This window comes from Aliivibrio wodanis, from assembly GCF_052920805.1.
In genome coordinates this window covers 1,403,762-1,417,693 of sequence record NZ_JBREXA010000002.1, presented here as the reverse complement: position 1 = coordinate 1,417,693, position 13,932 = coordinate 1,403,762, and the positions used below count along the sequence as shown (strand labels likewise).

Annotated in this window: 12 protein-coding genes; 10 read left to right on the top strand and 2 right to left on the bottom strand. The window is 40.0% G+C overall.

Annotated elements, in window-relative coordinates:
- The first annotated feature begins 294 nt into the window (after nucleotides 1–294).
- From sdhC to sucD, 8 genes are all read left to right on the top strand, one after another.
- A complete protein-coding gene (sdhC, locus tag ACU5DF_RS14395) occupies nucleotides 295–690 on the top strand; it encodes a succinate dehydrogenase cytochrome b556 subunit (RefSeq protein ID WP_446714249.1) in 396 nt (131 codons plus the stop codon).
- Nucleotides 684–1,031, top strand: a complete 348-nt coding sequence (gene sdhD / locus ACU5DF_RS14390; RefSeq protein WP_045101558.1) for a succinate dehydrogenase, hydrophobic membrane anchor protein — start codon at nucleotides 684–686, stop codon at nucleotides 1,029–1,031. Before sdhC ends, sdhD begins: the two co-directional genes overlap by 7 nt.
- Nucleotides 1,031–2,797 (top strand): succinate dehydrogenase flavoprotein subunit, encoded by a 1,767-nt coding sequence (gene sdhA, locus ACU5DF_RS14385; RefSeq protein WP_045101559.1) that lies wholly within the window; start codon nucleotides 1,031–1,033, stop codon nucleotides 2,795–2,797. The genes sdhD and sdhA overlap by 1 nt, the downstream gene beginning before the upstream one ends.
- Nucleotides 2,798–2,811: 14 nt before the next feature.
- Nucleotides 2,812–3,525: a succinate dehydrogenase iron-sulfur subunit gene (locus tag ACU5DF_RS14380; RefSeq protein WP_045101560.1), complete on the top strand. Its 714-nt coding sequence runs from the start codon at nucleotides 2,812–2,814 to the stop codon at nucleotides 3,523–3,525.
- Between the two features lie 107 nt (nucleotides 3,526–3,632).
- Nucleotides 3,633–6,449 carry a 2-oxoglutarate dehydrogenase E1 component gene (sucA, locus tag ACU5DF_RS14375; protein WP_446713365.1) on the top strand — a complete coding sequence of 939 codons (2,817 nt, stop codon included), beginning with the start codon at nucleotides 3,633–3,635 and terminating at the stop codon, nucleotides 6,447–6,449.
- Between the two features lie 19 nt (nucleotides 6,450–6,468).
- Nucleotides 6,469–7,680 carry a 2-oxoglutarate dehydrogenase complex dihydrolipoyllysine-residue succinyltransferase gene (odhB, locus tag ACU5DF_RS14370; protein WP_045101562.1) on the top strand — a complete coding sequence of 404 codons (1,212 nt, stop codon included), beginning with the start codon at nucleotides 6,469–6,471 and terminating at the stop codon, nucleotides 7,678–7,680.
- Nucleotides 7,681–7,832: 152 nt separating this feature from the next.
- Nucleotides 7,833–8,999 carry an ADP-forming succinate--CoA ligase subunit beta gene (gene sucC, locus ACU5DF_RS14365; protein WP_045101563.1) on the top strand — a complete coding sequence of 389 codons (1,167 nt, stop codon included), beginning with the start codon at nucleotides 7,833–7,835 and terminating at the stop codon, nucleotides 8,997–8,999.
- Nucleotides 8,999–9,871, top strand: coding sequence for a succinate--CoA ligase subunit alpha (gene sucD, locus ACU5DF_RS14360; RefSeq protein ID WP_446703455.1), 873 nt, complete (start codon nucleotides 8,999–9,001; stop codon nucleotides 9,869–9,871). The genes sucC and sucD overlap by 1 nt, the downstream gene beginning before the upstream one ends.
- 97 nt (nucleotides 9,872–9,968) lie before the next feature.
- Here the strand turns inward: sucD and znuB are convergent, their stop codons facing one another.
- Both znuB and znuC read right to left on the bottom strand, forming a co-directional pair.
- Nucleotides 9,969–10,754 carry a zinc ABC transporter permease subunit ZnuB gene (znuB, locus tag ACU5DF_RS14355; protein ID WP_446713364.1) on the bottom strand — a complete coding sequence of 262 codons (786 nt, stop codon included), beginning with the start codon at nucleotides 10,752–10,754 and terminating at the stop codon, nucleotides 9,969–9,971.
- A 2-nt stretch (nucleotides 10,755–10,756) separates the two neighbouring features.
- Nucleotides 10,757–11,521, bottom strand: a complete 765-nt coding sequence (znuC, locus tag ACU5DF_RS14350) for a zinc ABC transporter ATP-binding protein ZnuC (protein ID WP_446713363.1) — start codon at nucleotides 11,519–11,521, stop codon at nucleotides 10,757–10,759.
- Between the two features lie 88 nt (nucleotides 11,522–11,609).
- On the opposite strand from znuC, the gene znuA reads away from it, so the two are divergent.
- Both znuA and mepM read left to right on the top strand, forming a co-directional pair.
- Nucleotides 11,610–12,503, top strand: coding sequence for a zinc ABC transporter substrate-binding protein ZnuA (gene znuA / locus ACU5DF_RS14345; RefSeq protein ID WP_446713362.1), 894 nt, complete (start codon nucleotides 11,610–11,612; stop codon nucleotides 12,501–12,503).
- A complete protein-coding gene (mepM, locus tag ACU5DF_RS14340; RefSeq protein WP_446713361.1) occupies nucleotides 12,500–13,840 on the top strand; it encodes a murein DD-endopeptidase MepM in 1,341 nt (446 codons plus the stop codon). The genes znuA and mepM overlap by 4 nt, the downstream gene beginning before the upstream one ends.
- Nucleotides 13,841–13,932 lie beyond the last annotated feature (92 nt).

The window sequence follows — 13,932 nt, the reverse complement described above, 5'->3', positions numbered from 1 at the left end:
TGTGTGCACTTGTTTATATTTTTAATGAAAAGAAAGTTAATTTTCTGTGGTGTGATGTAGGTATTATTTATAGGTTTGTAATCAGATGTGTCACATCGTATACTGCGGCTGAGTTTCTGTTCTATCCCTTATTTTATATAGGGTTGGCGTGATTTTCATCTACTTATAAATAGAGTCTTAATTAACAATTAGACAGTACAAAGAGATGTTGCTCACACGAAAAGTTGCTAAAATGTTAAATTTAGTGGCTTTGATAGCTCAGAGGTATCTATAACAATAAAATGCTCAATGGAGCTGAGTGAGCCCCTTGTGAAAGTTAAAAAGTCAAGACCTGTCAATCTAGATCTACAAACGATCCGTTTTCCCTTAACGGCTATCGCTTCTATTTTACATCGTGTGAGTGGTGTAATTACTTTTGTTTCTGTTGGAATACTGCTTTGGTTATTAAACCTATCGCTTTCCTCGCCTATTGGATTTAAACAAGCTGCTGATTATGTCGATGGCTTTTTTATTACCTTTATTCTATGGGGAATTCTAACTGCTCTGGCTTACCATATTGTGGTAGGTATTCGTCATTTATTGATGGATATGGGGCATTTTGAAGAGCTCGAATCAGGTACTCAAAGCGCTAAGGTTGCTTTTGCAATTACAGCAGTGTTATCTCTTTTAGCAGGAGTATTAATATGGTAGCTAATGTATCTTCCTTCGGTCGTAACGGTGTTCACGATTTTATTTTAATTCGTGCTAGTGCGATCATTCTTACCCTCTACACATTTTATATTGTTGGTTTCTGTGTATTTGGCCCAGAATTAACTTACTTATCATGGACTAACTTCTTTGGTGGCATGTTCACTAAAGTCTTTACTCTGCTAGCGCTTTTTTCCATCATCATTCATGCATGGATTGGCTTATGGCAAGTTCTCACTGATTATATCAAACCAGTAATGTTGCGTGCTCTGCTTCAACTTGGTTTAGTCTCAGTGTTATTAGGATATTTCTTCTCTGGTTTAATTATTGTGTGGGGTGTGTAGTGAGCATTGCAGTTAGAGAATTTGATGCCGTGGTGATCGGCGCTGGTGGTGCAGGTATGCGAGCTGCATTACAAATTTCAGAGCAAGGCCTTTCATGTGCTTTGTTATCAAAAGTGTTTCCAACTCGTTCTCATACCGTGTCCGCACAAGGCGGAATTACCGTAGCTCTTGGTAATGCACATGAAGACCATTGGGAACAGCACATGTATGATACGGTTAAAGGTTCTGATTATATCGGTGACCAAGACGCTATCGAATACATGTGTAAAAATGGCCCAGAATCAGTAATTGAATTGGAGAAAATGGGTTTACCTTTTTCTCGTTTTGATGATGGAACTATTTACCAACGCCCATTTGGTGGTCAATCTAAAAACTTTGGTGGTGAGCAAGCAGCACGAACAGCTGCAGCTGCAGACCGAACGGGTCACGCTCTTCTTCATACGTTGTACCAACAGAATATTAAGCATAAAACGACGATTTTTTCAGAGTGGTATGCACTTGATCTAGTTAAAAATGAAGATGGTGCAATTTTAGGTTGTACTGCTCTTTGTATGGAAACTGGGGAAGTATGTTATTTCAAATCTAAAGCAACAATTCTAGCAACGGGTGGTGCGGGTCGTATTTACGCATCAACAACCAATGCACACATCAACACTGGTGATGGTGTTGGTATGGCTATTCGTGCTGGCGTTCCAATGCAAGATATTGAAATGTGGCAGTTCCACCCAACGGGTATCGCAGGGGCTGGTGTTCTTGTAACGGAAGGTTGTCGTGGTGAAGGTGGTTACCTACTGAATAAAGATGGTGAGCGCTTCATGGAGCGCTATGCTCCAAACGCGAAAGACTTAGCCGGCCGTGACGTTGTTGCTCGCTCTATGATGGTTGAAATTCGTGAAGGCCGTGGCTGTGATGGTCCTTGGGGTCCTCATATTAAACTTAAATTGGATCACCTAGGTAAAGAAACTCTTGAATCTCGTTTACCTGGTGTGTGTGAGTTGTCTCGTACTTTTGCTCACGTAGATCCAGTAAAAGAACCAATCCCAGTAATTCCAACTTGTCATTACATGATGGGTGGCGTACCAACACAAGTTTCAGGTCAGGCGATTAAACAAGATGACTCTGGTGCAGATGTTGAAATTCAAGGTTTATTTGCTTGTGGTGAAATCGCATCAGTATCTGTTCATGGGGCAAACCGTTTAGGTGGTAACTCATTACTTGATTTAGTCGTGTTTGGGCGTGCAACTGGTCTACACTTAGGTGAAACTTTGAAAAAGCAAGCAGAAGCAAAACCTGCGACTGATGCAGATATTGAAGCTTCCCTTGAGCGTTACAATCGCTGGGAAAATAGTACAGGCGGTGAAGATCCAGTTCAAATTCGTAAAGACTTACAGCAATGTATGCAAAATAACTTCTCGGTATTCCGTGAAGGTGATGCAATGGCAAAAGGGCTTGAAGAACTAAAAGTGATTCGTGAACGTCTTAAAAATGCGTATCTTGCAGATAAATCAACAGAGTTTAATACGCAGCGTATTGAGTGTTTAGAATTAGAAAACTTAATGGAAACAGCGTTTGCAACGGCAGTAGCGGCTAACTACCGCACTGAAAGTCGTGGTGCGCATGCTCGTTTCGACTTCCCTGAGCGTGATGATGCAAATTGGTTATGCCACTCAGTATACAACCCTGAGACAGAATCAATGACTAAGCGTGGTGTAAACATGGAACCTATCCATCGTGAAGCATTTCCGCCTAAAGCGCGTACGTATTAAGAGAGGGAAGAAAGATGAAATTAAATTTTTCAATCTACCGTTATAACCCAGATGTAGATAATGCTCCTCATATGAAGGCGTATACGTTAGAAGTAGAAGAAGGCTCAGATATGATGGTGCTTGATGCACTTATCCTACTTAAAGAGCAAGATCCTACTTTATCATTCCGTCGTTCATGTCGTGAAGGTGTATGTGGTTCTGATGGTTTGAACATGAACGGTAAAAATGGCTTGGCTTGTGTTACGCCATTATCGGATTTGATTGGTAGCGGTGATCTTATTATTCGCCCGTTACCAGGACTTCCTGTTGTTCGTGATCTTATTGTCGATATGGCGCAGTTCTATGAGAACTATGAGAAGGTGAAACCATTCTTAATTGATGATGGTGCTACCCCTCCCTCAAGAGAGAACTTACAGTCTCCAGAAGAGCGCGAGCATTTAGATGGCTTGTATGAATGTATTATGTGCGCATGTTGTACAACATCATGCCCATCATTCTGGTGGAACCCAGATAAATTCATCGGACCAGCAGGTCTACTTGCAGCATACCGTTGGTTAATTGATAGTCGTGATACAGCGACAAATGAACGTTTGTCTAATTTAGATGATGCTTTCAGTGTTTTTCGTTGCCATGGCATAATGAATTGTGTAAGTGTATGTCCTAAAGGGTTAAACCCAACAAAAGCAATTGGTCATATAAAAACTATGCTTTTGAAAAAAGCGGTATAACTATTATCTCCTCAATTAATACATGACTACTCATATATTAGTTGAGGTTTATAAGCCCGGCAGAAAAGACCGGGATAGACGTGAAACTACTGGATTAAGGGAAAATAATGCAGAATAGCGTGATGAAGGCATGGTTTGAGTCTTCACATTTAGCTGGCGCTAATGCAACGTACGTAGAAGATCTCTACGAACTCTATCTCAGTGACCCGGAAATCGTTAGCGATGAATGGAGAGAAGTTTTTGATACGCTTCCAGTTGAAAGTACTGGTGTATCTGAGCAGGCCCATTCCCCTGTACGAGAATATTTCCGTCGTCTTGCGAAAGAAACAAAGCAAGTTAGTGCTCAAGTTAATGATCCAGATGTAGATGCTAAACAAGTAAGAGTATTGCAGTTAATCAATGCATACCGTTTTCGTGGTCATCAAAATGCAAATTTAGACCCATTAGCGCTACAACAACATGAATATGTTGCTGAATTAGAACCTTCTTTTCATAATTTAAATGACGAAGATTTTGCAGAAACGTTCAATGTAGGTTCTTTTGCTTCAGGGCAAGAGACAATGAAACTCTCAGATCTGTATAAAGCATTACGTGGTACTTACTGTGGTTCAGTAGGTGCTGAGTACATGCATATCACGAATACTGAAGAGAAGCGTTGGATCCAACATCGTTTAGAATCTGTAGCAGGTAATCCAACTTTTACAGATCAAGAGAAACTAACATTTCTTGAAGAATTAACAGCAGCAGAAGGCCTAGAGCGATATTTAGGCGCTAAATTCCCAGGTGCGAAGCGATTCTCATTGGAAGGTGGCGATGCCATGGTTCCAATGGTGAAAGAAATTATTCGTCGTGCTGGTGAAAATGGTGGTCGTGAAGTCGTAATTGGTATGGCTCACCGTGGCCGATTGAACATGCTTATTAATGTTCTAGGTAAAAAACCTCAAGATTTATTTGATGAATTTGCGGGCAAACATGGTGAATCATGGGGAACTGGCGATGTTAAATATCACCAAGGCTTCTCTTCTGATTTTGCAACAGCAGGTGGTAATGTACATTTAGCGTTAGCATTTAACCCCTCTCACCTTGAAATTGTTAACCCTGTGGTTATCGGTTCGGTTCGTGCTCGTCAAGATCGTTTAAACGATACCACTGGTGATAAAGTCATTCCTATTACTATTCATGGTGACTCTGCGATTGCGGGGCAAGGTGTAGTAGCTGAAACATTTAATATGTCTCAGGCTCGCGCATTCCAAGTGGGTGGTACGGTTCGTATTGTTATTAATAACCAAGTTGGTTTTACGACATCGAATCCAAAAGATACACGTTCAACACAATATTGTACTGATATTGCAAAAATGGTTCAGGCTCCAATCTTCCATGTTAATGCTGATGATCCAGAAGCTGTCGCTTTCGTAACTCGTATTGCTTTGGATTACAGAAATGAATTCAAACGTGATGTTGTGATTGATTTAGTTTGTTACCGTCGTCATGGGCACAATGAAGCTGATGAGCCAAATGCAACACAGCCATTGATGTATCAAAAAATTAAAAAACATCCGACACCTCGTAAAATTTACGCAGATACGTTAGTTGAACGTCAAGAGCTTGGATTAGAAACAACAACCCAATTAATTAATGAATACCGTGATGCACTCGATCATGGTGAAGTTGTTGTTAAAGAATGGCGTCCAATGCAGTTGCATAATGTAGATTGGTCACCATTTATTGGTCATGACTGGAATATGGAGTGGGCAAATGAGTTTGACAAAGAGCGTCTACTTGAGCTTGGTCAACGTGTTTGTCAGTATCCAGAAAGTCATAAATTACATAGTCGTGTAAACAAAATGTGTAATGACCGTGTATCTATGGTCGCTGGTGAAAAAGCAATTGATTGGGGTATGGCAGAAACACTGGCTTATGCAACCTTAGTCGATGAAGGCAAGCGTATTCGTATTACAGGTCAAGACTCAGGCCGTGGTACCTTCTTCCACCGTCACGCAGTTCTTCATAACCAATCAGATGCAAGTACTTATGTACCTTTGGCTAATATTCATGATAAGCAAGGTCCATTCGAAGTGCATGATTCTGTACTATCAGAAGCGGCAGTACTTGCGTTTGAATACGGTTATGCAACGGCTGAGCCTGGTGGTTTAACGATTTGGGAAGCACAATTTGGTGATTTTGCTAACTGTGCTCAAGTTGTTATTGATCAATTTATTTCATCGGGTGAACAAAAATGGGGCCGTATGTGTGGTCTTACAATGCTGTTACCACATGGCTATGAAGGTCAAGGACCAGAGCATTCATCTGCACGACTTGAGCGCTTCTTACAAATGTGTGCTGAACAAAATATGCAAGTGGTGGTTCCATCGACACCTGCGCAGGTTTACCATATGTTACGACGCCAAGTTGTACGTCCAATGCGTCGCCCATTGATTGTAATGTCACCTAAATCATTACTTCGTCATCCATTGTGTACATCGTCATTAGAAGATCTAGCAGAAGGCACTTTTCAATCAGCGATTCCAGAGATTGATACGCTAGACCCAGCACAAGTAAAACGTGTCGTGTTCTGTTCGGGTAAGGTATATTTTGACCTACTAGAACAGCGTCGTCTGAATGAACAAAATGATGTTGCGATTGTTCGAATTGAACAACTTTACCCATTCCCTAAAGAAGAAGTAGAAGCAGCTATCGCACAATACACGAATGTAGTGGATTATGTTTGGTGTCAAGAAGAGCCTCAAAACCAAGGCGCTTGGTACTCAAGCCAACATAACTTCCGTTCGGCATTACCAAACAATGCAATCTTACATTATGCAGGACGTCCGGCATCTGCCTCTCCGGCAGTTGGCTATATGTCAGTGCACGTGAAACAACAAAAAGCGTTAGTTGAAGACGCTCTGACCCTAAATAAGAACTAGAAAGTATAGGAAAACGGATATGACAATCGAAATTCTGGTTCCAGATTTACCTGAATCTGTAGCAGACGCTACTGTAGCAACATGGCATAAAAAACCTGGTGATGCAGTTGAGCGTGACGAAATACTTGTAGACATTGAAACTGATAAAGTGGTTCTTGAAGTACCAGCGCCTGAAGCTGGTGTACTAGAAGCGATTTTAGAAGAAGATGGTGCAACGGTTCTTTCTAAGCAATTAATTGCACGTCTTAAGCCGGGTGCAGTTGTTGGAGAACCAACAAAAGATGTAACAAATGATACTCAACCTTCTCCTGATAAGCGCCATACAGCTTCTTTATCTGAAGAGAGTAATGATGCTTTAAGCCCTGCAGTTCGTCGTCTTTTAGGTGAGCATGATATTGCTTCATCCGATGTGAAAGGCACTGGTGTTGGTGGCCGTATTACTCGTGAAGATGTTGATGCACACGTTGCAGCATTAAAAGCAGCACCAAAAGCTGAAAAATCAGCGGAAGTGCCAGCAGAAGCGTTAGCACATCGTAGTCAAAAGCGCGTGCCAATGACGCGTCTTCGTAAAACAGTAGCAAGACGTCTGTTAGAAGCAAAAAATAACACAGCAATGCTAACAACGTTTAATGAAGTAAACATGAAGCCAATCATGGAACTTCGTAAGCAGTATCAAGAGCAGTTTGAAAAGCGTCATGGTACACGTTTAGGTTTCATGTCTTTCTATGTGAAAGCAGTAACTGAAGCACTTAAACGCTACCCTGAAGTGAATGCATCAATTGATGGCGATGATATTGTTTATCATAACTATTTTGATATCAGCATGGCGGTATCAACGCCGCGTGGTTTGGTAACTCCAGTACTTAAGGACTGTGATGCACTTGGCTTTGCTGATATTGAAAAAGGCATCAAAGAGCTTGCAATCAAAGGTCGTGACGGAAAGTTAGCGGTTGAAGATTTAATCGGTGGTAACTTTACTATTACCAATGGTGGTGTATTTGGTTCGCTTATGTCGACACCGATTATTAACCCACCACAAGCAGCAATTCTAGGTATGCATAAAATCCAAGACCGCCCAATGGCAGTTAATGGAAAGGTAGAAATTCTACCAATGATGTACCTTGCTTTATCTTATGACCACCGTCTAATCGATGGTCGTGAATCAGTAGGTTTCCTAGTAACGATTAAAGAGTTACTTGAAGATCCTGCTCGTTTACTACTAGACGTTTAATAGTAAACTTTTAGTTATAAACAAAGGCTGCCATGCTCACGGCAGCCTCTTATTCAACTTCATTATTGGATAAAAATAGAAAGATGCCTTAGAGCGTCTTAGGACATTAAAAATTCCCATTAAAGGGAATAACATAAAATGGATAGAACATAATGAACTTACATGAATATCAAGCAAAGCAACTGTTTGCTGAATATGGCCTTCCTGTACCTGAAGGTTACGCATGCGATACAGCACAAGAAGCTTTTGAAGCAGCAGGACGAATCAGTACTGCTAAGAAAGTAGTAAAATGTCAAGTACACGCCGGTGGCCGTGGTAAAGCGGGTGGTGTTGAACTGCATGATACGAAAGAAGGCGTTAAAGAGTTCGCTCAAAAGTGGCTAGGTAAAAATCTAGTGACTTTCCAAACTGATGCTAACGGCCAACCAGTAACTAAAGTTTTGGTTGAAGAAGCATCAAATATTGCAAATGAATTATATTTAGGTGCGGTTGTTGACCGTGCTACGCGTCGCATCGTTTTCATGGCATCTACTGAAGGTGGTGTGGATATCGAGAAGATTGCAGAAGAAACGCCAGAGTTAATTCACCAAGCTGCGATTGATCCGTTAGTTGGACCTCAAGCTTTCCAAGGTCGTGAATTAGCATTTAAATTGGGTCTTGTTGGTGATCAAATTAAGCAATTTGTTAAGATCTTCTTAGGTCTTGGCAACATGTTTGCTCAGTACGATTTAGCTCTATTGGAAATTAATCCTCTTGTTGTGACAGCAGAAGGTAATCTTCTATGTCTAGATGGTAAAATTAACATTGATTCAAATGCAATGTACCGTCAACCAAAATTGCGTGAAATGCATGATCCATCTCAAGAAGATGAGCGCGAAGCGCATGCTGCACAGTGGGAATTAAACTACGTTGCTCTTGATGGTAGCATTGGTTGTATGGTTAACGGTGCTGGTCTTGCTATGGGCACAATGGACATCGTAAATCTACACGGTGGCCAACCTGCTAACTTCCTTGATGTTGGTGGCGGTGCAACAAAAGAGCGTGTAACTGAAGCGTTCAAAATTATTCTATCAGACAGTAACGTTAAAGCCGTTCTAGTAAATATCTTTGGTGGTATTGTACGTTGTGACCTAATTGCAGATGGCATCATCGGTGCTGTTGAAGAAGTGGGTGTAGAAGTTCCTGTTGTTGTTCGCCTGGAAGGTAACAACGCACCACTTGGTTCACAAAAACTGGCTGAAAGTGGCCTAAATATCATTGCGGCTACTTCATTAACTGAAGCAGCTGAAAAAGTTGTTGCTGCTGCGGAGGGCAAATAATGTCTGTACTAATTAATAAAGATACAAAAGTTATCTGCCAAGGTTTCACTGGTGGTCAAGGTACGTTCCACTCTGAGCAAGCACTTGATTACGGCACAAAAATGGTTGGTGGTGTATCACCAGGCAAAGGCGGTCAAGTTCATCTTGGCCTGCCTGTATTTAACACCGTTCGTGATGCTGTAGAAGCAACTGGCGCAACGGCTTCTGTTATTTATGTACCGGCTCCTTTCTGTAAAGACGCAATCCTTGAAGCAATCGATGCAGGCATTAAGCTTATCGTAACGATTACAGAAGGCATTCCAACACTTGATCTTCTTGACGTTAAAGTTCGTCTAGATGCTGAAGGCGTAGTAATGATTGGTCCTAACTGTCCGGGTGTTATTACTCCTGATGAATGTAAGATTGGTATCATGCCAGGTCACATTCATAAGAAAGGTAAAGTTGGTATCGTATCTCGTTCAGGTACGCTGACTTATGAAGCAGTTAAGCAAACAACAGATGAAGGCTTTGGCCAATCAACGTGTGTTGGTATCGGTGGTGATCCAATTCCTGGTTCAAACTTTATCGATATCTTAAAACTGTTCCAAGAAGATCCAGAAACAGAAGCAATTGTAATGATTGGTGAGATCGGTGGAACAGCGGAAGAAGAAGCGGCTGAGTACATTAAACATAATGTAACTAAACCAGTAGTTTCTTACATTGCTGGTGTTACTGCGCCTCCTGGTAAGCGTATGGGGCATGCTGGTGCGATTATCTCTGGTGGTAAAGGTACAGCTGAAGATAAGTTTGCAGCACTTGAAGAAGCTGGTGTTAAGACAGTCAAAAGTCTTGCAGATATCGGTAAAGCACTTCGTGAAGTGACTGGTTGGTAATAACGACTAAGCTCTAAAGAATAAAATAAAACCCCGAACTTTAACGAGTTTGGGGTTTCTTTTTATTTGCAGTAATGATTATGCTTTGTAAACGTGATTATTGGGTAGATTTCTTTAGCTGACTTAACATAAATATAGCAGCACCAGAAACAACCACAGAAGGACCAGCAGGTGTATCGTAGTGCCATGACAGAGCTAAACCTGCAATAACAGCAATACAACCAAAAATAGAAGCCAGTAAAACCATTTGTTCTGGTGAACGAGAAAAACGTCTCGCAGTTGCCGCAGGAATGATCAGTAATGACGTAATGATCAACGCTCCAACAAACTTCATTGAAATAGCAATAACTAACCCAACCATTAGCATTAAGACTAAACGCATTAAATCTACATTTACTCCCTCAACTTGAGCCAACTCTTCACTAATCGTTGATGAAAGCAGTGGCCTCCATACGATGTATATCAAGCCTAAAACAATGATAACGCCTGTATAAATATAAATTAGGTCATCATAAGTAACGGCAAGTAAATCACCAAACAAATAAGACATTAAATCGACTCGAACATTATCGAGGAAGCTAACAGCAACTAAGCCTAATGATAGAGAACTATGAGCTAAAATGCCGAGTAAGGTATCAGTTGCTACTAAACGTTGCTTTTGCAGAGTAACTAATAATAATGCAATGGCTACACAGCACACGATTAAAGCAAGATTTAAATTAATATCGAATAAAAAACCAAGTGATAACCCTAATAAAGAAGCATGAGCGAGAGTATCACCGAAATAAGCCATTTTTCGCCAGACAACAAAAGAACCTAGAGGGCCTGCAAGTAGCGCAATACCAAGCCCTGCTAACAGAGCTGGAAGTAAGAATTCAATCATGATTATGCCTTTTTATTTTTACTGCAGCATGAGCCATCGCTTGGCTCACCAGATAAATCATGGTCATGGCGATGGTCATGATGATAAAACGCTAATTGTTGATCTCGTTGTTGGCCAAATAAAGCAATGTATTTGGGGTGTTTAGAGATAGATTCAGGCGCACCGGAACAACAAATATGGTGTTGCAAACAAATCACCTCATCGGTTTTTGCCATTACAAGATGCAAGTCATGAGAAACCATAAAAACAGCGCAATTGAAACGATGACGAATTGACTCGATTAGCGCATATAAACTGATTTGGCCTTGAACATCGACACCTTGTGCTGGCTCATCAAGTACAAGTAGATCAGGGCGCTGCAATAAGGCCCTTGCTAATAAAACACGTTGAGATTCACCACCAGATAATTTATGCATATTAGATTGAAGAAGGTGTTCGGCTTCAACCAATTTTAAAGCATCAAGGTGCTCTTGTTGGCTGTATTTTCCTGCTAACTTTAAAAAGCCTTGAACAGAAAGAGGGAGCGAATCATTTAAATGTAATTTTTGAGGGACATAACCAACTCGAAGCTTCTTGTTTCGTTGAATTAATCCACTTGTTGGTTTTTGTAAGCCCAGAATGGCTTTCACTAATGTGGATTTTCCAGCACCATTTGGGCCAATAAGCGTAATTATCTTATTTGGTTCAATAGTTAAAGAGATATTATCGAGGACATGGCGGTCATCAAAGACAACGCAAACATCTTGTAAAGTGAGTAAAGTAGTCATTATTAAATAAGAGTCGTTTGCAATTAGTAAGTGTTATAATGTAACATTTTAGAAATCCAATCGCCATCACATTTTTTAAGAGAAGAAAATGAATAAAAAAATACAATTAATACTGCTATGTCTTATGACCTTCTGTGGTACATCAGTTCAGGCAATGACGGTACTATCGTCGGTAAAGCCGATTAATCTTATCGTTCAAGAATTAACTAAAGGTGTATCTGAATCTTCTTATTTAGTTTCAAGTAGTGCATCTCCTCATGATTATGCTTTACGTCCATCTGATGTGAAGAAAATTAAGCAAGCAGATATCGTTGTTTGGTACGGTGATGACTTAGAACCATTTTTAAGTAAAATCATTGCGGATAAAAAAAATGTAATCACTATTAGTGAATTTTCAAGTGTTGAATTTTATCATTTTGATGAGCATGGAGAGGACGAACATGCCCACGAAGGAGATCATCACCATAGTACTGACCCTCATTTTTGGTTAGGTCCGAAGGAAGCTCTAGGTGTCGCAAAAGAGATAACCGTACAGTTGACTAAAAATGATCCATTGAATAAAGATAAATATGAGTCTAACCTTAACAACTTTGAAAATAAGTTAGCACAGGCAGTGGAGACTATTTCAAAACAATTAAAACCAGTGCAGCATAAAGGCTATTTTGTTTTTCATGATGCATATGGTTATTTTGAACGTTATTTTGAAATGAATAACTTGGGGCACTTTACGGTGAGTCCGGACAGAAAACCGGGTGCAAAATCTTTGATCAAAATTAAAACGTCACTACTTGAACGGAAAGCGGTATGTGTATTCTCTGAACCTCAATTTGAACCAGCAATCGTAACAACGATTACTAGAGGAACAGATGTAAATAAAGGTGAATTAGATCCTTTAGCAATACATCAAGCTGATGAACAAGGTGCTTATTTTGATTTTTTATTAACCATAAGTAATGAGCTAACACGTTGTTTAAATCAATGAAATATAAAGATGTAGTAGTAAAACGAATTAATACTCTTTCAAAAAGTCACAAATTTGCTTTAGTCTCTTTATCCCTATTTACTTGTGTTATTTTAATCTGGGAGCCGACTCATAGCTTTGATGCTGTTTCAACTACAGATTCAAGAAATGAGATTAAGTTATCGAGTGATAACCTACAAACCTTGGCAGATCAAAATAGTGAACCAGTAGAAACAATTTTTGAACCTGATGATCCTGACTTTAATGCGCCTAAAGATGAACTTGATAAACATATTGATGTTCAAGATATTCGTCATTCGCATACAGTCGCTTCTGGTGAAACTCTAGGAGAGATCTTTAATCAGTATGCTCTACCGATGTCTGATATGTATGCATTGCTAGGAGTGAATAAATCAGCAGCAAATATGCGTGTTGGTGCTGATCTAGAATGGCAACAAAATGAAGCTGGAAAGCTGATTGAATTGAAAATCCATCGTAATATTAAAGATACTGATATTTATACGTGGAGTGATGATAGATATACCTTTACTCAGCAAGAAGAAAAAGGGGAAATTAAACCTGTATTTCTGACAGGAAGAGTAACGAGTAATTTCTATAATTCAGCTCGTTCAGCAGGGTTAACACCGGGGCAAATCCAGACATTAGCAAAACAATTACAGTGGAAATTTGACTTTGGCAAGGAAGCACGTAAAGGGGATAAATTTGCAGTAGAGATCGATAAAGAGTTTATTGACGGTAAAGCGATATCTTCAGGTGAAGTAAAAGCCGTTTTATATAAAAATGGTAATAGGGATATAACCCTACTTAAGCATACTGATGGTCACTATTATGATATGCAAGGAAGAAGCTTAAATAGAGCATTTGATCGTTATCCGACTCATAAGCGATTTAGGATCAGTTCATCTTTTAACCCTTATCGTAAACATCCAGTAACAGGCAGAACTTCCCCACATAATGGAACCGATTTTGCTGCTCCAGTAGGAACATCAGTTTACGCAACGGGTGATGGCGTTGTGGTTCGAGCGCTACATCATCCATTAGCTGGCAACTATGTAGTGATTAAGCATGGTCGTGAATATGTAACTCGTTATCTACATCTGAGTAAAATTTTGGTCAAAAAAGGACAGAAAATTTCAATGGGAGATAAGATTGCTTTAAGTGGAAATACTGGTCGTTCAACAGGCCCGCACCTTCATTATGAATTGATAAAAAATGGTCGAGCTGTAAATGCAATGAAAGTTCCTTTGCCGCAAGCATCACCGATCAAAACGTCTGAGCGCTCTCATTTTAAGCAACAAGCTAAACTAACCATTGATGCTCTACGTGAGCAGGTGTAAATAGTAATATATAATAGCCTTTTTTATTTTGACAAATAGAAAGGGCTTTTTTAGTTTTATCATTCATGTTAAATCAACTTTAGTAAATATGA